The 20,281-nt window shown below is 48.0% G+C and carries 18 protein-coding genes; 12 read left to right on the top strand and 6 right to left on the bottom strand.

Annotated features, from left to right (window positions below):
- Positions 1 to 178 precede the first annotated feature (178 nt).
- Positions 179 to 799: an LVIS_2131 family protein gene (locus QOR82_RS01990; RefSeq protein ID WP_283583098.1), complete on the bottom strand. Its 621-nt coding sequence runs from the start codon at positions 797 to 799 to the stop codon at positions 179 to 181.
- Between the two features lie 164 nt (positions 800 to 963).
- Here QOR82_RS01990 and QOR82_RS01995 point away from each other — a divergent pair, with 164 nt between their 5' ends.
- The 4 genes from QOR82_RS01995 to QOR82_RS02010 all read left to right on the top strand — a co-directional run bounded on the left by QOR82_RS01995 (position 964) and on the right by QOR82_RS02010 (position 4,370).
- The gene (locus QOR82_RS01995; protein WP_283583099.1) at positions 964 to 1,494 is read left to right on the top strand and encodes an HdeD family acid-resistance protein; all 531 of its coding nucleotides are present in this window, start codon (positions 964 to 966) and stop codon (positions 1,492 to 1,494) included.
- A gap of 65 nt (positions 1,495 to 1,559) precedes the next feature.
- Complete coding sequence (locus tag QOR82_RS02000) at positions 1,560 to 1,760, top strand: LBP_cg2779 family protein (RefSeq protein ID WP_283583100.1); 201 nt, start codon at positions 1,560 to 1,562, stop codon at positions 1,758 to 1,760.
- A 313-nt stretch (positions 1,761 to 2,073) separates the two neighbouring features.
- On the top strand, positions 2,074 to 3,885 hold the full coding sequence (locus QOR82_RS02005) for a LysM peptidoglycan-binding domain-containing protein (RefSeq protein WP_283583101.1): 1,812 nt from the start codon (positions 2,074 to 2,076) through the stop codon (positions 3,883 to 3,885).
- 167 nt (positions 3,886 to 4,052) lie between these two features.
- Positions 4,053 to 4,370 (top strand): ArsR/SmtB family transcription factor, encoded by a 318-nt coding sequence (locus tag QOR82_RS02010; RefSeq protein WP_283583102.1) that lies wholly within the window; start codon positions 4,053 to 4,055, stop codon positions 4,368 to 4,370.
- 66 nt (positions 4,371 to 4,436) lie between these two features.
- On the opposite strand, the gene QOR82_RS02015 is transcribed toward QOR82_RS02010, so the two are convergent.
- The 3 genes from QOR82_RS02015 to QOR82_RS02025 all read right to left on the bottom strand — a co-directional run bounded on the left by QOR82_RS02015 (position 4,437) and on the right by QOR82_RS02025 (position 8,438).
- On the bottom strand, positions 4,437 to 4,895 hold the full coding sequence (locus QOR82_RS02015) for an arginine repressor (protein ID WP_283583103.1): 459 nt from the start codon (positions 4,893 to 4,895) through the stop codon (positions 4,437 to 4,439).
- Positions 4,896 to 5,071: 176 nt separating this feature from the next.
- Positions 5,072 to 7,057 carry an ABC transporter ATP-binding protein/permease gene (locus QOR82_RS02020; protein ID WP_283583104.1) on the bottom strand — a complete coding sequence of 662 codons (1,986 nt, stop codon included), beginning with the start codon at positions 7,055 to 7,057 and terminating at the stop codon, positions 5,072 to 5,074.
- An 85-nt stretch (positions 7,058 to 7,142) separates the two neighbouring features.
- Positions 7,143 to 8,438, bottom strand: a complete 1,296-nt coding sequence (locus QOR82_RS02025; RefSeq protein ID WP_283583105.1) for a Y-family DNA polymerase — start codon at positions 8,436 to 8,438, stop codon at positions 7,143 to 7,145.
- Between the two features lie 206 nt (positions 8,439 to 8,644).
- Here QOR82_RS02025 and QOR82_RS02030 point away from each other — a divergent pair, with 206 nt between their 5' ends.
- The 3 genes from QOR82_RS02030 to thrS all read left to right on the top strand — a co-directional run bounded on the left by QOR82_RS02030 (position 8,645) and on the right by thrS (position 13,183).
- Complete coding sequence (locus tag QOR82_RS02030; RefSeq protein ID WP_283583106.1) at positions 8,645 to 10,240, top strand: Nramp family divalent metal transporter; 1,596 nt, start codon at positions 8,645 to 8,647, stop codon at positions 10,238 to 10,240.
- A gap of 167 nt (positions 10,241 to 10,407) precedes the next feature.
- Entirely contained in the window at positions 10,408 to 11,046 is a 639-nt protein-coding gene (locus QOR82_RS02035; RefSeq protein ID WP_283583107.1) for a hypothetical protein, read from the top strand.
- Positions 11,047 to 11,377: 331 nt separating this feature from the next.
- A complete protein-coding gene (gene thrS / locus QOR82_RS02040) occupies positions 11,378 to 13,183 on the top strand; it encodes a threonine--tRNA ligase (RefSeq protein WP_283583108.1) in 1,806 nt (601 codons plus the stop codon).
- A 79-nt stretch (positions 13,184 to 13,262) separates the two neighbouring features.
- Here the strand turns inward: thrS and QOR82_RS02045 are convergent, their stop codons facing one another.
- Complete coding sequence (locus QOR82_RS02045; protein WP_283583109.1) at positions 13,263 to 14,126, bottom strand: aldo/keto reductase; 864 nt, start codon at positions 14,124 to 14,126, stop codon at positions 13,263 to 13,265.
- A gap of 201 nt (positions 14,127 to 14,327) precedes the next feature.
- Here QOR82_RS02045 and QOR82_RS02050 point away from each other — a divergent pair, with 201 nt between their 5' ends.
- From QOR82_RS02050 to QOR82_RS02060, 3 genes are all read left to right on the top strand, one after another.
- A complete protein-coding gene (locus tag QOR82_RS02050; RefSeq protein ID WP_283583110.1) occupies positions 14,328 to 15,056 on the top strand; it encodes a gamma-glutamyl-gamma-aminobutyrate hydrolase family protein in 729 nt (242 codons plus the stop codon).
- A 149-nt stretch (positions 15,057 to 15,205) separates the two neighbouring features.
- Positions 15,206 to 15,634 carry an IS200/IS605 family transposase gene (gene tnpA, locus QOR82_RS02055; RefSeq protein ID WP_283583152.1) on the top strand — a complete coding sequence of 143 codons (429 nt, stop codon included), beginning with the start codon at positions 15,206 to 15,208 and terminating at the stop codon, positions 15,632 to 15,634.
- 37 nt (positions 15,635 to 15,671) lie between these two features.
- Positions 15,672 to 16,832, top strand: a complete 1,161-nt coding sequence (locus QOR82_RS02060; RefSeq protein ID WP_283583111.1) for an RNA-guided endonuclease TnpB family protein — start codon at positions 15,672 to 15,674, stop codon at positions 16,830 to 16,832.
- Positions 16,833 to 16,927: 95 nt separating this feature from the next.
- Here QOR82_RS02060 and QOR82_RS02065 read toward each other — a convergent pair whose 3' ends face one another.
- Positions 16,928 to 18,289, bottom strand: a complete 1,362-nt coding sequence (locus QOR82_RS02065) for a glutamate--cysteine ligase (protein WP_283583112.1) — start codon at positions 18,287 to 18,289, stop codon at positions 16,928 to 16,930.
- A 112-nt stretch (positions 18,290 to 18,401) separates the two neighbouring features.
- On the opposite strand from QOR82_RS02065, the gene QOR82_RS02070 reads away from it, so the two are divergent.
- Both QOR82_RS02070 and QOR82_RS02075 read left to right on the top strand, forming a co-directional pair.
- Positions 18,402 to 19,802, top strand: a complete 1,401-nt coding sequence (locus tag QOR82_RS02070; protein WP_283583113.1) for a class II fumarate hydratase — start codon at positions 18,402 to 18,404, stop codon at positions 19,800 to 19,802.
- 142 nt (positions 19,803 to 19,944) lie between these two features.
- Positions 19,945 to 20,238, top strand: coding sequence for a type II toxin-antitoxin system RelB/DinJ family antitoxin (locus QOR82_RS02075; RefSeq protein ID WP_283583114.1), 294 nt, complete (start codon positions 19,945 to 19,947; stop codon positions 20,236 to 20,238).
- Positions 20,239 to 20,281: the final 43 nt, after the last annotated feature.

The following is a 20,281-nucleotide window of genomic DNA, read 5'->3' on the forward strand; positions in this document are numbered from 1 at the left end:
TCCTTTCAAGGGTATTGAAGGCATCGAGGGTCAGTCGATGTCTTTTTTTATTTTTCAGTATATCTATATTTTAAAGGAAAACGGAGCTGAATGAAATCCGAAGATTTCATCCAACTCCGTTCTTTATTAGAGACTTATGTCACAGTCCCTTCTTACTTTGGATTTCGCCCATCACAATTTAATTCAAATCAATCATGTTGGCTCCTGGAATCCGTAGGAGCGTGTAAGTGGTTGCCACCCGACCACAGCGTACTCCCAAACCATTTAGGGGCGTGTTCTTATAACGAACTGTCATCTGGGCCACAAAGGCATGTCCCGTCCGCCGATTTTCCTCTTTCAGGCGCTTCTTGTTCCACGGATAAACGGAGGCTTGCGTGCTGATATAGGAATTTGAATCAGCGATGGAACCGTAGCGAGAATTAGTGGTGTTCTTGGAGTTTTTCGTCCAGTAAGTGTAGGAAACTACTGGGTGTTTGCCCATCCGACTGCGGTTGGCCACGACATAGTAAAAACCGTGTTTAGTGTTACCCAGCTGCAGTGGTTCGTATTTTTCGCTCGTCGTCACTGCCTGTGGATTGTTGACGTCCACGGAGCGGAAAAAGGTAAAGTAGGCCATCAAGCCGATGCAGAACAGACTCACCACCGTTAACAGAACGTAACGCAGGAAGAGCTTGCCGCTAAAACGCTTCTTCGTCTCCGCAATTAACATCAGTTGGTGGTTGCGGATGTACTTTACCGTAAAGACACACAAAACGATTACTGCTAGCCAGCACAGCCACCCTAACCAATTCCAATTCATTTTTCAGCACTCCTATCTCTAACTTGTCCCTTATTATGCCACAAATGCAAGTAAATTTCTGCCGATGCCGGCAATCGTTACCTTTTCTCACTAATTTAATTTGGCGCTCCACTTGCAGAAAAGATAATATAATAGTGAAGCTATTATTTATTGGAGGAATGATTATGTTCAGTGCAAAACAACCACGGCCCTTTAGCTGGGGCAGCTTGATTCTCGGCATCCTTCTCATCGTCCTCGGCTGTGTATCACTCAGCCATCCCGACAAAACGATGCATCTTTTGACAATTCTAGTAGCAGTCGGGCTCCTGGTTCGGGGACTGTTCGAATTGTGGTGCCGGATTGGCATCCAGGACTTCCTCGGTTTCAATACCGGCTGGCTGCTGGCGATGGCAATTGTCGACATTATTTTAGGGATTGCCTTCTTGTTTTTCCATAACTTTGGCAGCACCGTCATCGTTTACATTTTTGCTTTCTGGTTTCTTTTCGACGCGATTGCCGACGTTTCGCTGATTAGCGTCTATCGGCGTTTTCATGGCACTGGTTGGATAGTCCTGATGATTATCTTCAGTATCCTGCAATTCATCGTCGCCATTACCATGCTCTTTCAGCCGATGTTGTCAGCCATGATGCTGGTTTGGCTGGTTTCATTCTACCTGATTGTTGCCGGGATCTTGAAAGTCATTCAGACCTTCTAAGTCTTGCCTTTTGCCAAACAAAATGATTACAATAGAAGTTAAAAATTGAAAGGGGACGTTGGACGATGGCTGACAAGGAAAATGAACTGGCCCACCAAATTATTGAATTTGAACGCAAAAAAGAAATGACGGATAACGAGGTCGCGCTAGGCAGCCAGTTGTCAGTAGAACGCGTTCATGACATTAAGTCGGAAGCAACTGAACCGACGATCGAAGAAATCGGCCTGCTTCAGCGTTTTATGCAATCCAAGGGCGACGTTGATTAAACAAAAATGACCAGCCCAGTTGGCAGGGATAGTGAACAGCAAATTCACTATCCTCTTTTTTTGTGCTTTTTTGCCAATTTATTTTTCGGCTGATAAGATTACTTGCCCCGGCGCCTATAATTTCATAGAATGGAATTGTTATGGTCATTCTTGGTTAAGCGAATCATATTGGGTGATAAATTCGTTGACGATCCATATTAATCATGATAAATTTTAAATTAATTAAGGACCTTTGGAAAATCTTAATATTTTCCTGTCAGCGTGGTCCAATTTGATCGTTTGATAAATGATCTATCGAGGGAGATTTAACGAGATGCAGAATGAGTCGCAAGTAAAAAAACACTTTAAATTATACAAGAGCGGTCGGAAATGGGTCGTGGCTGGCATCACCACGTTGGCTTTGCTGACGGCGGGAGGCAGTATCGCCCATGCCGATGACCAGGCGAGCGCTAATAATCAGGACCACAACCAAGACGCCAGCAAGGCCACAACCAACAGCAACAACGACCAAACAACACTCAAGGCTGGCTCCAATGCCAGCACCGCTAAGAATAGTCAGTCTGCCAACAGTTCTGCTAGCGACAGCGCCCAGGCTGCGACCGTTTCTTTCCAGGCCAGTCCGCAAGCTAGCACCGCTACTCCATCCGCAGCCGTTGCATCTACGGCAGTGAAGGCCACGGATGAAAAAGCCGTGGTGACCGTCCCGGCGGCAGCCAACCAGGTCGACATCAATTCCCTACACTTCAGCAATAACGCCCACTCTCAACAATTCATCCAGAGTGTTGCCAGCGGCGCAATCGAAGGCTGGAATAAATATGGCGTCCTCCCATCAATTACGGTGGCTCAGGCAATTCTCGAAAGTGGGTGGGGTCAATCAACCCTTGCCACTTCAGCTCACAACCTCTTCGGGATCAAAGGTTCTTACAACGGTCACTCCGTCAACATGCCAACCCGTGAAGTTTACGGTGGCCGCAGCGTCTACATCAACGACTACTTCCGCGCTTACGACAACAACGCTGAGTCCGTCGAAGATCATGGCAACTTCTTATACAGTAACTCCCGCTATCACAACTTGCTCGGTGACACAAACTATGTCAGTGTGGCCAACAAACTGCGCGCCGATGGTTACGCGACCGACCCGAGTTACGCCTCTGCTTTAATCAGCCTGGTCAAAACCTACAACCTGACCCAGCTGGATTCCGTTGCTCTGGCTGGTAAGCAGGTCACTCCCGTCAATAACAACAGTGGTAATCACGATATCGTCAACAACCAGGGCAGCAACAGCAGCAACTACTACACCGTCCAGAGTGGTGACACCCTGTCTGGCATTGCCAGCCGCTACAACACGACCTACACCCACCTGGCCCAGATCAACGGCCTCAGCAACCCGAACATGATCTATGTCGGGCAACGTTTGCTGGTTGCTACCGCCGCTACCAACAATGCCACTAATTCTGGTGCGTCGACGCCAACCCAAAGCTCAGCTGCCCAGAGCCAGGCCCCGGCAAGCGCACAAAACAGCCAGCAGGCAGCCAATTCTCAAGGACAAACGACAGCCAGTGCCAACGAAACCTACACCGTTCAAAGTGGCGACACTCTGTCTGGCATCGCTGAAAAATTCAACACAACCTACACACAGCTAGCCAGCATCAACAAGCTCAGCAATCCTAACTTGATTTATGTTGGCCAGACTTTGACCATCCGTGGTGCGGGTGCTTCCCAAACTCCGGCTGCTAACAAGCAAACCGAAACCCAAACCAACAACAGTCAGACCAGCAACACCGCTTCCGCTGTTTACACTGTCAAGAGCGGTGACACCCTCTCAGCCATCGCTGCTGCATATGGCATGAGTTACGAAACCCTGGCCCAAATCAATGGGATGTCGAACCCGAACCTAATTTACGTCGGCCAACAGTTGAAGGTCAGTGGCACGACAAGCAACGCTACTTACCACTCAACGGCAACGAACCGCAATAATGATTCAGCCGGCAGCTACACGGTCCAGAGCGGCGACTCCCTCTATGCCATTGCTGCCCGTTACGGCCTTGACTGGCACACCCTCGCCCGTCTCAACGGGATCAGTTCGCCTTACACTATCTTTGTTGGCCAACACTTAGTTCTCTAAAAGCTAGCTCCATCTCAAACCCAAAAATGATAAGCATTTTCGTGGTGGTTCTGCCCTGCTGCGCGATGCTTATCATTTTTTGCTTCATTGATCAAGACTTGTTTTTAACAAGAGAGCAAGATAGGCTGGAGTTATTGAAACGATATTGGGGAAAGTCGTGATGTATTGTGAGTAGCTACCAGGCACCAGAATTAAAGGATTTAGAATCCGTCAGCAAGCTGTTTAAGCTCCTTGGTCATCCCAAACGCTTGCAGCTATTGTATTTGTTGCTGCAGCAGTCGATGAGTGTGTCACAGATCAGCTCAGCGCTGCACTGGGAACAATCCGCTGTCTCCCATCAGTTACAACAGATGCGCGCTTTCAACCTTGTCGATTATCATCGCAAGGGTAAAACTATCATCTATCACCTTAAAAATCCACAAGTCATGACCTTGATCGCCGACGTAGTGAGCCATACCGAACAACTCATGAAACTGTATCAATAATTTGTGTGTACGAAAAGCGTCGCAGTTCATTCCGAGCTGCGGCGCTTTTTGTTTGCTGGCTTTGTCTTATTCCTGCATGTGTTCCTTGATCATCTGAGCAATTTTTTGCGCGTCTTCTGATGAGCGGCAGATAAGAATCAGAGTATCATTTCCCGCAATGGTGCCGACTACTTCCGGCAAGTTGACTTCATCGAACAAGCCCGCCATCACGGTCGCAAAACTTGAGTTCGGCGGATTCTTGATTACGTTGATGAACTGAACCGTCGTGACATCATCGACGTCGTTAGCAATCGCATCATAGAGCTCTTGATAACGATCATCATTATTCTCACTCAACCGAGCGTAACGCAAAACCCCGTTGTCGTTTTCTTTGACGATGTTCATCGAATGAATATCACGCGAAACCGTCGCCTGGGTAGCATTGACCCCTTGCTCAGCCAACAGCTTTAGCAGTTCATCCTGCGTGCTGACGGCTTGTTGCTTGATGATCTTGAGGATCATTGCTCGTCGTTTCTTCCGGTCCATTTTGCACCCCCCATTTATACAGATTATGGATATTAATACGTGTTTAATCATACTCCTATTCCAGTCAAATGAAAAGAGGCGACTTTACAGCTTCACTTCAAACGCACAAAAAATGGCCTCTAATATTCATCACAACGAATATTAAGGGGCCACTAATATCTCTCTATATTATTAAATTATTCAGCTGCAAGGGCATCAATTGGGTTCAACCGTGCCGCCCGGCGCGCCGGTAGCAAGGCGGCTAGGAAGGAAATCACAAGGGCAATGATAAAGCCGTTGATCAGGTTTGCCGGCAACAATTGCACAATGTTGTAGTGAATCAACCCGTAAAGCGCGTGGTTGAAGACAGCCGCCATGATAAGAGCGAGGCCCTCTGCCAAAATAGCCGCGAACAGGCCGATAAAGATCGATTCGGACGTGAAGAGCCGCCGGATGTCGCTCCGTCGCTCTCCTAGTGCCCGGAGAATCCCAATCTCCTTGGTCCGCTCCGAAACGGACATATACATCGTCACGATGATCATCAGTGCGGAGACCAGCAGGGAAATCCCCGCCACGGCTGAAAGAACCCGTGATGCGACTTTCACGTAACTATTGAGCCGCTTCAAAATGGATCCGACCGTGATCGCGCCGAGAATGTACTTGTGATCCTTGGCCTTCAAATGGTTGATCCGGCGTGCTACCGCCGAAACTTGGTCAAGGTCTTTGACATAAACCGCGGCAACATTCGGCTCAGTAGCGGCCTGGGCGCTGGCTAAGCCCTTCTTCATCGTCTGATAAGTGGTAGCCGTAGGGGCTGAGCCAGTATTAGAGTCAGTGATTCCCGCGACCTTCAGCTGAAGTTTGACCTGCACTGGCCGTTCCCGCACATCAAACCAGTTGAACGAGACATTAACCGACTGGCCGATCAAGGACTTGTACTTATGTTCACCCTTGAGGTTGACCGCTTCTCGGCGGCTAAGCACTATTTCCCCGTCAGCCGGGCGATGTCCCGCTTTGATCATGTGACTGCTCTGGTGCTTGGTCCAAGTATTGATGGTAGTGCCACTGACGGACTTTCCGTTTTGTTCAACCTTATAGGTTGGGATTGAATAACACGTTTCAACCTCGCCGACACCCTTTACCTGTCGTAGCTGGCGCATTTCGTGCCGACTCAGCAGCATGGCCTTGGGATTAGAAGCAAAGTTTTGCATCGAGTCTTGTAATTCCGTCATCGTCATCTGCTTGCCGCTGGTGTTCTGGATCACGGTAATAGAATGAGGATTCATCAAACTATTGATCTGGTTGTTGATGTAACCGTTGACTCCGTTCCCTAAACCGCTAAATAAGAGAACCGCAAAGATCCCGACGGCCGTGCCTAAGATGATCAGGAAGTTGCGCCAAAAGTTGTAAGTAAAGTGTTTAAAAGCCGTCCGGTAGCTGGCCGCCGCTGATAATTGCTTGGATTGGATATGATCCTGCGTTTGCGGCAGCGGATAGGCGGGCTTTAGTCGTTCGTCCCCGCTAATCTGACCATCAGCCAGGTGGATGATCCGGGTCCCGTGGTTGGCAACGTCCTGGGAGTGAGTCACAGCAATCACGAGCTTCCCTTCACGCGCAATTTCGTCCAGGAGCTTGAGAATTTCTTGGGTATTGGCAGAATCCAACGCCCCTGTCGGTTCATCCGCGATGATCAACTGAGGATCGGTCGCTAAGGCCCGGGCAATCGCCACCCGTTGCTTTTGCCCGCCGGATAACTGGTTAGGGTGCTTTTTCATCTGCGATTCCAGACCGACTTTGGCCAAAAGCTGTTCAGCACGCTGACGCCGCTGGTTACGATCCAAAGTTGTCATATCCAGAGCCATCAAGACATTATCCAGTACCGTCAAGTGTGGAATGAGGTTATATGACTGGTAAATATAACCAATCGTTTCACGGCGGTACTGATCCATCATCTTTTCCTTGTGGTGATCCAATTGCTGGCCGTTCACGATCACCTTACCAGTGAATTTACGGTCCAAGCCCCCGATGATGTTCATCAGCGTCGTCTTACCACCGCCAGATTCACCGAGGATGGAGACGAATTCGCCGAGTTCAAAATTCAAGTCAATCCCTTTTAACACCGGAAATTCTTTATTTCCCAGGAAATATGACTTATGAATATCTTTGAGTGTTAGAAAAGCCATTGTTTACTCCGTTTTCTCTTGTCGATTTGATGTTTTACTAAGCTTATCACATTTAGGAGCAAATCTAACAGCAATTCATGGCCGCCTAGGCAAAACTATTCCCACCGTTGTGACCACCGACCAAGCCTGCTCTTTCTAGCATCGTCCCACCGCGTAACAGACTGTTCGCATAAAAGACTTTGTTGGTTCCAAATTGATCGCGCAGCTGGTCCACCAGATGGTCAAACTTGGCCCGCTTAACCTGCCGGGCCACGGGAGTAAAGAGGGACAGCTGCTGACCTGTGGCCGGTGATAGTTGACCCAAACTTACCGCCAGGTTGCGAATGGTCTCCCCTGCCCAGGACTGCCGAAAAATTGCCAGTACAGTCGCCACAATCGTCCGGCTATCATCCGTCGGGTCAATTTTGCATTGGTGGGTAAAACCGGAACGTCCCCGGGAGGCTTGACGGCCAGAAAAGCCCACCCAGAGACTAACACAGGCCGCCTGCTGGTGGTGATGCCGCATCCGGGAAACGACCTGCTGGGTAATTTCGCGTAAAACAACCGTTATCTCTGCTTCATTGTTATAATCCCGCGGCAGCACCTGGGAATTGCTCCAGCTATGATTCTTCACTGCTGGTACCGCCGTCAATTGGCTCCGGTCGATTCCCCAGGCAAGGGCGTAGAGCTGCTGGCCCATGACCCCCATTTCACTCCTCAGCTGGTAAGGATTTGTCCGGGCCAATTCTCCTACGGAATGGATGCCGAGATGGTGCAAGTGTTTGGCTGTTCGCTGCCCGATGCTCCACACCTTCGTCAAATCCGTAATCGGCCAGACGCGGTCGCAAAAATTACGGTAGGTCAGCGTACCGCGGAAATTCGGGCTGTGTTTAGCGAACAGGTCCAGAGCCAGCTTAGCTTGGAGTGGATTCTGGCCAATTCCAACCGTTGTATACAGTCCTAAGCGGTCGTGCACCGTCTTTTGAATCCGCAGTGCCACCTCATCAGGTGTTTTGCCAAACAGATGCCATGATTTAGTCATGTCTAATATGCTCTCGTCAATGGAATAGGGCCAGCACTGTGGCGGCGCCGCAAATTCTTGAAAAAGCTGGTTAATAGTCAAGTTCTTTTCTATATATAGGTTCATCCGTGGTGGAACGATCAATAAACGTGGGTCACGTGGTACCTGGTATTCCCGGTCGACGTTGCTGATACCCAGCACTTTTTTGGCCATCGGGGAAGCAGCCAGGACCAGTCCCTTGCCCGTATTTGCTGTCTCCGACATTACAACAAGCATCGCTTTCAACGGATTCAGTCCCCGAGCAACGCATTCTACACTCGCATAAAAGGATTTGTTATCAATCATCAGAAACAAACCATGTGGTTCATGGCTGTAATTCATTTCTTTTCGCCACCCTTCTTTTTTAATTATACGAACGCTTGTTCGAAAAACGCAAGGAAGTTTAAAAAAAGGCTTTTTAGGAGGATTTTAGGTGAAAACTTAGATTGAATTATGTTGATTTTTATGTTAGCCTAAAAAAGGTTTTGAAAGAGGCTAACACCATTTATTAATGGTGCTGATGTTTACACAGAAAGGTGGACTTACAAATGGACAATACAAAGCGTCCAAAGAAGCAACACCACTTGATTGAATACGCCAACGGGAAATCGTTGGAGGAAATTAATGGTACAGTTAAAGTTCCGAAGGGAAAAGGATTCTTTAGAACCCTTTTTGCTTACTCCGGTCCTGGTGCCCTCGTCGCCGTTGGTTACATGGACCCTGGTAACTGGTCGACTTCAATCACCGGTGGGCAGAGCTTCCAATACACTTTGATGACCGCGATCCTGGTTTCAAGTTTGATTGCGATGTTACTACAATACATGGCTGCCAAACTTGGGATCGTTAGCCAAATGGACTTGGCGCAAGCGACCCGTGCCCGGACAGGCAAGGCCTTAGGGATCGTTCTCTGGATCATGACGGAACTAGCAATTATGGCGACTGATATCGCCGAAGTTATTGGGGCGGCGATCGCGCTGAACCTCTTATTCCACATTCCGTTGGTTCCAGCCGTGTTTATCACTGTTCTTGACGTCCTCGTGCTGCTGCTGTTGACGAAGATTGGTTTCCGAAAAATCGAAGCAATTGTTGCTTGCCTGATCCTGGTCATCCTGGTCGTCTTCGCCTACGAAGTTGCCCTTTCACGTCCTGACTGGGGCGCCGTTTTGAAGGGCTACATCCCAACGCCAAAGGTCATTGCCCAAGGACCGGTAGTCGGCGGGATTTCACCTCTGAGCGGGACTCTGGGGATTGTCGGTGCTACTGTGATGCCGCACAACCTGTATTTGCACTCCGCAATTTCACAAACCCGTGAAATTGACCACAACGACCCTGAAAATGTTCGGCAGACCGTCCGGTTCACGACGTGGGACTCTAACATTCAATTGTCACTGGCCTTCGTGGTTAACTCACTGCTGCTGATCGTCGGGGTGGCCGTCTTCAAGATGGGGGCCGTTAAAGATACTAGTTTCTTCGGCCTGTACGAAGCGCTGAACAACACTTCAATGCTGAGTAACGGGATCCTGATCGCCGTTGCTAAGTCTGGTTTGCTGGCGACGCTGTTTGCCGTTGCCCTGCTGGCTTCTGGGCAAAACTCAACGATTACCGGGACCTTGACCGGGCAAGTCATCATGGAAGGTTTCGTCCACATGAAGATGCCACTCTGGGCGCGGCGGCTGGTAACCCGTGTTATTTCCATTATTCCAGTTCTAATTTGTGTTGCCATGACTGGCCGTGAATCAGCAATTCAACAGCACCAAGCCCTGAACATGCTGATGGAAAACTCACAAATCTTCCTGGCTATCGACTTGCCATTCTCCATGCTGCCACTGATCATGATGACTGACAGTGAGGTGGAAATGGGTGAATTCAAGAACAACAAGGCTGTTAAGTTCTTCGGTTGGGTTTCAATTCTACTCTTAACCTTCCTGAACCTCTACAACATGCCAGCTACAGTTGAAGGTTTCAATCTTTGGAACAAGGGCACTTCTGATGTCGTTGCCTGGCTTATCATCATTGCCATCGTTGCACTCCTGCTCTGGACGGTGATCGAATTCCGGCGTGGCGAAAAGCACTTCCGTGAAGCTCACATTGGTCACAATTCGGGTGCTTCTACTGGTGAAATCCAAGATCACGAAGAAGACTAAGCGAATTACCAGTTATCATTTTCCATTACTTTCAACTTTCCAACCACGAGTGGGAGACAATTACTGTCAATCTGCCCGTGGTTTTGTTATTATTAACCAATCAATAGATCATGGTATAATAGCCAAGATATCCTACATTAGCCTTTCTGTTGAGGTGAAAAAGAAGAATGAACAATAATTCGGAACCTAATCGTAATACCCGGATGGGCCGCTATGACGCGCCTCGTCCGACCAAACCGCGCCGTCACTGGGGGCGGAAACAAACAGCTAAAGACGGTAAGCAATTTCACTATGGCAAGGGACCACGCAAAGGCGGCAGCAAGCTCTTCCGTATTTTGCTCGGCATCCTCTTAGCCGTTCTGGTCGTTATGATCATTATCTTTGCTTTTAAGCAAAAAGACCCCGTCAACACTAACAGTGACTCCGCTAGTGTCGTCACAAGCACCAGTTCTCACAAACGGCACCGTCACAAGCACCACAAACACCACCATAGTTTCAACAGCTCCTCAAACGGGACTGCGACGACCGATGATAACGACACTGATGATAATGGTGGTACCACTGACAGCCAGACCACCACGACCAGCCGCAGCAACAATAATGGCAATTCGCAGGGTGGCAGTCAGACAACTAACAACGACGAACCGACCACCACGCGTTCAGGTGGCAATACCGGCCAGACCGGTGGCCCGCGGAGTACTGGCAATAACGGCAACTCTCAAGGCGGCAATGGCAACAGTGGTGCCGGGCAAACTAATAGCAGTCAGCCAACCTCGCCCGCTCCTGCTAACAATGCCTCCCACTAATTCAGTAATTTAATGATTTTCTAATTTTTCTCTTGACACAAAATTGCGCGATGCTATACTTTGAATTGTAAAGGACATGCTCACCAGAGTTGTTTAGTCAGGGAGTCGGTGCCTAGGCTGGAAGCACCGTTAAACAGCTCAGTTCGAGTACCACCTTTCTTCTGTTTCCCGAAATAAGGGAGACCGGGTCGTGACCCGTTACCACACCATAGAGGGAGTCAATGAGACTCTGAATGTGGGTGGAACCACGCTGATTTTGTTATCAACGTCCCTAGTGCCATTTAATTGGGTACTAGGGGCTTTTTTTATTCTCAAAGGAGTGTGTATTTTTATGGCACAAGTACAGTTATTATCACCAGATGGTTCAGTTCGCAAAGTTGACCGCGATTCTAAAGAAGCTTTAGCTGCTTTGCGGCAAACCGCTGCCCTGCTTTTGAAGGCAGCTCTAAAACAAGAATTTGATGGCATTCGCCTGGGTGAAGCCAAGGTCGATGAAGACGGCTTCCACGTTGATTCCGACAAGGACGACCAACAAGTTTCTGTCGACGAACTGCCACAGTTAGCCGACGCCATGAAGAAATTCATCAAGGACGATGCTAAGATCGAACGCGTTGAACTTAGCCTGGACGACGCCTTGGCAAAGGCCGGCGACGACCAGTACAGCAACGCCCTGCTAAAGGAAGCCGCTGACGGTGACAAGGTGGCTGTTTACTCCGTTGCTGGTGTCCTCGCCCCAGCTGAAGCTGACGTTCTCACTTACGCTGATGTTTTGAAGAACTACAAACTGCTCTCCGTTGCCGGTGCCTACTGGAAGGGCATGTCATCCAACCCGATGCTGCAACGGATTTACGGAACCATCTTCTTCAAGAAGGACGACTTGGACGCCGACATGAAGAAGCGGCAGGAAGCTCGCGAACGTGACCACCGTGTCATCGGTAACCAGCTGGACCTCTTCTTCGTTGATCCAAAGGTTGGTGCCGGTCTGCCATACTGGATGCCAAAAGGGGCAACGATTCGCCGGACTATCGAACGTTACATCATCGACCGGGAAGTTGCCGACGGTTACCAACACGTTTACACTCCTGTCTTAATGAACCTGGACGCCTACAAGACTTCTGGTCACTGGGCACACTACCGTGATGACATGTTCCCACCGATGGACATGGGTGACGGTGAAATGCTTGAATTGCGGCCGATGAACTGCCCAAGCCACATCCAAATTTACAAGCACCACATTCGCTCCTACCGTGACCTGCCGCTACGGATTGCTGAACTCGGCATGATGCACCGTTACGAAAAGTCTGGAGCCCTCTCCGGTCTGCAAAGGGTTCGTGAAATGACTTTGAACGATGGTCACACTTTTGTCGCCCTCGACCAAATCGAAACTGAATTCTCCAAGATTCTGAAGCTGATCATGGACGTCTACAAGGACTTCAACATTACCGACTACAGCTTCCGTCTCTCCCTGAGGGACCCGAAGAACACCAAGAAGTACTATGCTAACGACGAGATGTGGGAACGGTCCCAAGCCCTGCTGAAGAAGGCCATGGACGACCTGCACCTGGACTACTACGAAGCTGTTGGTGAAGCCGCCTTCTACGGTCCAAAGCTGGACATCCAGACCAAGACGGCCCTCGGCAATGACGAAACCATGTCCACTATCCAACTGGACTTCATGCTGCCTGACCGCTTCGGCCTGACTTACGTGGGCAAGGATGGTCAAGAACACATGCCAGTGATGATCCACCGTGGGATTGTCGGCACGATGGAACGGTTTATCGCTTACCTGACTGAAATTTACAAGGGTGCCTTCCCAACCTGGCTGGCTCCTGAACAGGTTCACATCATCCCGGTTAGCGATGACAAGCACGGTGACTACGCTGAAGAAATCGCTAAGAAGATGAAGGCTGCTAACATCCGGGTTGTTGTCGACCACCGGAACGAAAAGATGGGTTACAAGATTCGTGAGAGTCAAACCCAAAAGGTTCCGTACACCCTGGTTGTTGGTGACGATGAAGTCAAGAGCAACAACGTCTCTGTCCGGAAGTACGGTGAAAAGGAACAAAACGAGATGTCCATGGACGCCTTTATGAACGAAATCTTGGCTGACATTGCATCATACTCACGTGAAAAGTAATCTTCATTAGCATTTAAGTTATGATTAAAACCCTCGCAGTTATGTGATTACAGCTACGAGGGTTTTGAGTTATATAAAATTAATCTTGGTTAGCTCCCGGTCGCCCACCACCGACAATCGATTTAATCGCTGCCGGATCACGAGGATCAAAGAAGAAACTCCGTCTTAAGTTCAGAGATTCAATCATCTTCATCTCGTCTGCGTTTAACTGAAAATCGAAAATATCAAAATTCTCGACCATCCGTTGACGATGAACACTCTTCGGAATAGTAACAATGCCCCGTTGCATCAACCACCGCAATACCACTTGACCCACTTGTTTTTGATGGGCCTGCGCAATCTGTGACAAAATTGGGTTAGTAAAGAGGTGATTTTGCCCTTCCGCAAAGGGAGCCCAGGCCTCCACCTGAACATCTTGCTGTTCACAAAATCGCTTCAGCAGTTCCCGCTGGTTCCACGGATTAATTTCAATTTGGTTCACTGCTGGTTTTACATCATTAAATAATTCCAAATTCATTAACTGGTCGGCGGTAAAATTAGAAACTCCAATTGCCCGAATTTTACCAGCATGATAGGCCTGCTCTAACGCCCGCCAAGCATTGAAGACGTCACCATAAGGCATGTGCAACAAATACAGATCAAGATAATCGCTCCCCAATTGCTTTAGTGACCGGTCAATGGCCTCAGTGGGTTTATCCCCTTGGAAATCACTCACCCATAATTTGGAGGTGATGAAGAAATGGTCGCGGGAAATATGACTGTTTTTAATCGCTCGACCAACCGATGCCTCATTGCCGTAAGTTGCAGCAGTGTCAATTAACCGGTAACCAACACCAATTGCTTCTTCAACTGCTCGTTGACACTCATCTGCCTGGTCCATTTGAAAGACGCCAAAACCTAATTGGGGCATCTTGACACCATTGTTTAATACTAGATCGTTCATTACTAGTCACCCTTTTCCTATTCTTTCGCCCTTACCACTTGTAAGCGTACTACTTGAAGCTCACTCCAAGTCAAGAATGAGTCGAGATGCGTTCGTTGAACAATAATGACTGTTACTCAATCTGCCAAAAGTTGAGAATTGACTCCACTTTTTTCTTACTTTATGATAATATTATTAAATTATTATGAAGGAGAGATGGAAATGCGACCAAGAATTGCTGTCCCGGCTGATACGTTAACAGTAGCAACCAACATCGTCAATGAGCGCAACGCCAACTACTCACCACGACCGATTACCGAAGCTATCCTTAAATCCGGTGGTGTTCCCATTATTTTCCCTAATGTACCGACGGAGCTTATTCCAGAGTATATGCCCCTTTTTGACGGAATCATCTTTGCTGGCGGTAGTGATGTTGACCCAACCTTTTATGGGGAGGAACCCCACCAAAAACTGGGGCCAACCTTTTTCAAGCGCGACCAATTCGAAATCGCTCTCGTCCAGGCTTCGCTGAAAGCTGGCAAAGCCATCATGGGCATCTGTCGGGGAATGCAGGTCATCAACGTTTCACTCGGCGGTACTATCTATCAAGACTTATCCGAAGTGCCAACGAAGACTTTGAAACATTCCCAAGATGCGCCGGGCAATTTTCCATCGCACCATGTTACCACTAAGGATGGCAGTTACTTAGCTGACCTAGTTGGCAAACGCCCTTACGTTAACTCACGCCATCACCAAGCTCTTAACAAGGTGGCTGCCTCCTTAGAAGTTACGGCCCGCGCTGATGACCACATTCCCGAAGCCGTCGAATCCGTGGATAACAACCAAATTCTCGCTGTTCAGTGGCATCCGGAAAACATGTTCAAACATTATGACTACTCCCGAGCACTGTTCGCTGACTTTATTAAACGTGCCCAGCACGCTCCAAAATAAAAGGCTGAGATGAAGGAATTTTCCTTCTTCCCAGCCTTTTTTGAAATGGGGGCAAGGAAACTCGTTCTTTTAAGGACGTGATGGATTGCCCCCTACTTTTTATACCTATTCCACACATGGTTTAAGCAAAACATGGTATAATAATTGGTATAAAAGATACTAATAGACTTACATATGGCCGAACATCAGTCTACAATCTGAATTACCACATCATATGGGGAACTAAATATCGCAACAAAGTGTTGAAAGGAAACGTTGAAGTTGTCTTGAAGCAGTGTCTACGTGAAATTGCTTCAAAATATGGATTTAGGATTGCCCACATGGAAATTGGCAAAGACGACCACATTCACTTATTAATTAGTGCCCCGCCAAAACTATCAGTTACTAATATTGTGCGCTGGTTAAAGGGCATTTCAGCTTGGAAATTGTTCAGGGAATGTCCAGAACTGCAAACCAGTTATTGGAAACAGCAAAACCGGCATCTTTGGTCACCTAGCTACTATGTAGAAAGCATTGGTGCCGTTAATGAGCAAGCTGTTGCTAAGTATATTGACGATCAGCGGGCTAAAGAAAAGTAAAAGATTAGCTTTCCTAATGAGAGGGGGCGAAAACATCATGGCAACAATTATTAAAGGGGTCAAACTTCGTTTGTACCCTAATGGTCATCAGCAAGATCAGCTATGGCAGATGTTTGGTAATAACCGCAAGGTTTGGAATTTAATGCTGGGTATGGCTCAAGCGCGCTATCAAAATAACCCCAGCAGTTCTTTCGTGAATGAGTATGGCATGAATTGCCTGCTTAAACGTCTTAAACAAGAATATCCTTATCTGAAGGAAAGTGATGCGACCAGCTTCCTAGTGGTTAACCATAATCTAGCTTTAGCTTTTAAGATGTTGTTTAAACATCGGGGTGGCTATCCACGATTTAAAAGTCGGCACGCAACTAAACTGTCATATACTGGGCGTTCTACCTGTAAAGTTATAGCTAAGCGCCGTATGTTCTTGCCAAAGCTCGGCAGTATACGGACCAGCAAGACGACATCCATTAGTGATGCGAAGATTAAATGTTATACGGTTAGCTATGATGTTACTGGCCGTTACTACCTCGCTTTACAAGTTGAAACGGAGGTAGTGTCGCTACCGAAAACCAACAAGACCGTTGGTCTTGACGTTGGTATTGCTAGTCTAGCAATTAGCTCTGACGGAGTTAAGTACGCCACGTTTAATGCTAAGTGGCTAGAAAAGGAAGCTAATGCCTGGCAATCTAAGTACAGTAAACGTAAGCACCGTGCAACCATAGCTATGCGTCAGTGGAATCATAACCATAGTGATTTCAAAATGGTACTTAGCGATTATCAGAACTGGCAACGAGCACAACGGCAGAAGGCACGCTATCAGCAACGGATAGCTAACCAACGTAAGGATTACCTGCATAAGTTGACGACTGACTTAGTTAGAAATTATGACGTGATAGTGATTGAAGATTTGAAAACCAAGAATCTGCAAAAGAATCACCACCTAGCTAAGTCAATTGCCAACGCTAGTTGGTATCAATTTCGCACCATGTTGGAATACAAATGTAGCTGGTATGGTAAACAACTAATTACGGTTAAACCCAACTATACTAGCCAGATTTGTAGTCAATGTGGTTATCACAGCGGTAAGAAGCCGCTAGAAATTCGTGAATGGACTTGCCCTAAATGTGGTATCCATCACGATCGGGATATTAATGCGGCAGTTAATATCTTGCATAAAGGACTGAAAGTCATTGGCTAGGGACTAGCCGTGGTAAATAGCGAAGTTCTGTAAGTTAGGTATCAGGAATACCTGTGTAATACCCTAAATACTACTTCGTGTTCCCAGAAGCTCGGTCATTCATGGCCGAGTAGTTCACAACGCGCTAGAGCTTTGCGAAGTTCATCTGCTGTATAGATCTTTCCACCTTCAAAACCGCGAAATGGGTTAATGGATTCCAGCGCAGCTTCTTGGTAGCGTTTAGCCCGTTTAAGGGCGTACTCCGTCAGCGAGCCATCCTTGACGTAGTTCATTAACTTTGCACTCGGCGTGGTCAACGGGTTAGCAACCCGGTCTTCCAAGTCCTCCAACATTTCGGAATACTCTGGGCCTAACTGAATCTGGTTAGCGTAACGTTCCAAACTCTTCATGATGGCCCACGCAGTGGATTGGTACTTGCTCGGCTCCGTCGGAACTTCTTCAGCAACCTCCTCGTTGATCTTATCAGCATTTTCCAAGATTCCGTTAACATCTGACGGGTGAAGGGCCGGATGCATGATGAAATAACTAGCCAGTAGCCGAATAAAGCGCAAGGTCCCAGTCCGCACCCCAACGGAAGTACTTGGATCCAAATCAAGCATCCGCAGCTCAAGGTATTCGATTCCCTTCTTGGGTAGATCTTTCAAATTACGATTGCCCTTGAAACGCACCGGCCCATGAAATTCGTAGTCAGAAGTCAGAATCCCCTGTTTAACCCCCTGTTCAATCCGGGTGATGTACTTATCAAGGCTGGTGTAGTCACCCGTAAACTTAGTCCCAAAACCATACTTGCTTTGACGAATACTGCGCAACGGATGTTCAGGTTCCTGGCCCTTTTCAAAATAGTTAGCCTCGGCAATTGGACTCGCGCCGAAAAGGTAGGTCAAAAGCCAGCGGTAACGAACAAAACCCTGAGCGAGAACCTGGTAAAGGTAGTTGCGCACTTCCCGCTCGTCCTTAAACTGTTCAGGGAAGTTTTCCAGCACTAATTTCACCACGTGGCTGTCCAGACTCAAGTTGATATGCGCACCACATGGTGTCCCCTGAGAATAACCATGTCGTTTAGTCCATTCTGCCAGGTAGGCTTCTTTTTTGGGCCCCATCTTAGCAAAATGAAGTTTTGTCTTATCTTTTGGCATCCGCGGTGGCATCGAAAGGGGCCACAATAATTCACCAGGAGCTAAGGCAGACCGCAAAGCATTATTAATTCGGTAGAGATAGTGCATCGCATCAATCGCGTGTGCTGCCGAAGGAGTAACGGTTTCAGACATCGTTTCCAGATAATCATTCGTAATCCATGGATTGGTCTTTTCATCACCAATTCCTGCCGGATAAGGTTCCTGACTGAAGTTGCCTTGCTCATCAACCCGTTGCATCTCAATTTCAAGCCCCATCGTAAAATCCGAAGTCTTCGCAACAGCTTCATTTTCAAAAATTAGTTGACCAATTTGGCTAAACATCTGCTTACCTCCCTGATTAAAAATGTCTTAGAATTTTCTAATAATATAACAATTTTATGGCGGTTAAGCAATCAAATCATGGTATTCTGAATTAACGTAAGGAGGTTTTTTTATGACTGAAGAGTATCGTACCGAAAGTGACACCCTAGGACCCGTAAAGATCCCCAAGGACGCCCTTTGGGGGCCTCAAACTGAACGGAGCCGCCATAATTTTCCCACCGGCCAGCTAATGCCGCTGCCGATCATCCGCGCTCTTTTGCAGATCAAAAAAGCTGCAGCCGAGGCAAACCTTGAACTAGGTGCTGAACCCCAAAACAAAGCCCAGGCAATTAACGAAGCCATCGACCATTTATTCACCCTCAGTGACGTTCAATTGCAAAAAGACTTCCCACTCCACGTCTACCAAACCGGATCTGGGACGCAAACTAATATGAACACCAATGAAGTGGTTGCCAACGAGGCGATGAAGCTTCATCCCGACTTAACTATCCTGCCGAACGACGACGTCAATCGTGGGCAATCCTCCAACGACACCTTTCCGACGGCGATGAACCTCGTGGCTGTCCAGGCCCTTGACCAGTTAGAGCCAGCAGTTCAGCACCTGATTGACGAACTGGTCGCCAAGGAAAAGCAGTATTGGAAGACCGTCAAAGTCGGCCGCACCCACCTCCAAGACGCGACACCACTCACATTTGGTCAGGAACTGTCCGGCTACATCGCCGCCCTCAAACACGATCTCAATTATCTTCAACAACTCAAACCAACGCTGTATGAGTTGGCCATCGGGGGAACCGCCGTCGGCACCGGTCTCAATGCTCCTACTGGGATGCCTGAACAGATTGCCGCAAAGCTCTCCCAAGTGTACGGTCATCACTTCACCGTCCATACCAATAAGTTTTTCGGCCTGGCCAACCATTCTGGCCTCAATGTTATCCACGGCGCCCTGAAAGCATTGGCGGCCGACGCCTTCAAGCTGGCCCAGGATTTGCGTTTTCTCGCGTCCGGACCCCGGGCTGGCCTGCGTGAATTAAAGCTCCCTGCCAACGAACCCGGTTCTTCCATCATGCCAGGCAAGGTCAACCCGACCCAGGCTGAAGCAGTCACCATGGCTGCCTTGCGCGTCTTTGGCAACGACACCACCATTACGATGGCGTCCTCCCAAGGTAATTTCGAGATGAACGTCTACAAACCGGTAATCATCGCTGTCTTCTTAGAATCGGCTGACTTGTTGACCGGGACCTTGCGCAATTTTGCCGATAAAGCTGTCCACGGAATGACCGTCAACGCCGACCGGATGAATGCACTGTTAGATCATTCGCTGATGACCGTCACAGCTCTCTCCCCACATCTCGGCTACCATACGGCAGCTCAAATCGCACAGTTGGCGGACCGGGAAGGGTTGACCCTGCGTCAAGCCGCTCTCAAAAGCGGCAAGGTCTCCGCTGAACAGTACGACCAATGGATCGATTACATGAAGATGACCCGAGTAGACCAGGACCAGCCGGAAGAATAGCAATGTGTCGCCGGCGTTTGGGTGGCGTGAGCGGCTCTTATCAATTATCCATCTATTACTATCTTTTGAATAGCATTTTCTAGTTATTTAGATATATAATGAATACATTTTATGCTAAAATGAACTCAAAGGAGTGATATTGATGGCACAAATTAACATTAAAGTCGACGACCAACTCAAAGATGACGTTAGCAAAATTTTTGCTGAGATGGGAATTGACCTGACCAGCGGCATTAAAATCTATCTAAAAAAAGTTCAGCAAACTAAAAAAATCCCGTTTGAGCTCACCAGTGCGACGGCCAAAGCCGATAACCACCCAAATAACCTTAATCAGCTTCTACTGGCACTAGCTGGCGGCAGTTCTGAACAGAGCGGCATCGGTGGCAGTATGCTCAAAACATTTGAGCAACGGGACACTAAAGATGATAAACATTGAATTTAAAAGGCCATCAAGTGGTTAAACCACCTGATGGTTTTTT

Source organism: Limosilactobacillus difficilis (genome assembly GCF_947387495.1).
GTDB classification, from domain to species: domain Bacteria; phylum Bacillota; class Bacilli; order Lactobacillales; family Lactobacillaceae; genus Limosilactobacillus; species Limosilactobacillus difficilis.

Bases quoted from the DNA above. Each gene is read 5' to 3' on its own strand.
- QOR82_RS01990 (WP_283583098.1), bottom strand. From the start codon at position 799: ATGAATTGGAATTGGTTAGGGTGGCTGTGCTGGCTAGCAGTAATCGTT.
- QOR82_RS01995 (WP_283583099.1), top strand. From the start codon at position 964: ATGTTCAGTGCAAAACAACCACGGCCCTTTAGCTGGGGCAGCTTGATT.
- QOR82_RS02000 (WP_283583100.1), top strand. From the start codon at position 1,560: ATGGCTGACAAGGAAAATGAACTGGCCCACCAAATTATTGAATTTGAA.
- QOR82_RS02005 (WP_283583101.1), top strand. From the start codon at position 2,074: ATGCAGAATGAGTCGCAAGTAAAAAAACACTTTAAATTATACAAGAGC.
- QOR82_RS02015 (WP_283583103.1), bottom strand. From the start codon at position 4,895: ATGGACCGGAAGAAACGACGAGCAATGATCCTCAAGATCATCAAGCAA.
- QOR82_RS02020 (WP_283583104.1), bottom strand. From the start codon at position 7,057: ATGGCTTTTCTAACACTCAAAGATATTCATAAGTCATATTTCCTGGGA.
- QOR82_RS02025 (WP_283583105.1), bottom strand. From the start codon at position 8,438: ATGAATTACAGCCATGAACCACATGGTTTGTTTCTGATGATTGATAAC.
- QOR82_RS02030 (WP_283583106.1), top strand. From the start codon at position 8,645: ATGGACAATACAAAGCGTCCAAAGAAGCAACACCACTTGATTGAATAC.
- QOR82_RS02035 (WP_283583107.1), top strand. From the start codon at position 10,408: ATGAACAATAATTCGGAACCTAATCGTAATACCCGGATGGGCCGCTAT.
- thrS (WP_283583108.1), top strand. From the start codon at position 11,378: ATGGCACAAGTACAGTTATTATCACCAGATGGTTCAGTTCGCAAAGTT.
- QOR82_RS02045 (WP_283583109.1), bottom strand. From the start codon at position 14,126: ATGAACGATCTAGTATTAAACAATGGTGTCAAGATGCCCCAATTAGGT.
- QOR82_RS02050 (WP_283583110.1), top strand. From the start codon at position 14,328: ATGCGACCAAGAATTGCTGTCCCGGCTGATACGTTAACAGTAGCAACC.
- QOR82_RS02060 (WP_283583111.1), top strand. From the start codon at position 15,672: ATGGCAACAATTATTAAAGGGGTCAAACTTCGTTTGTACCCTAATGGT.
- QOR82_RS02065 (WP_283583112.1), bottom strand. From the start codon at position 18,289: ATGTTTAGCCAAATTGGTCAACTAATTTTTGAAAATGAAGCTGTTGCG.
- QOR82_RS02070 (WP_283583113.1), top strand. From the start codon at position 18,402: ATGACTGAAGAGTATCGTACCGAAAGTGACACCCTAGGACCCGTAAAG.
- QOR82_RS02075 (WP_283583114.1), top strand. From the start codon at position 19,945: ATGGCACAAATTAACATTAAAGTCGACGACCAACTCAAAGATGACGTT.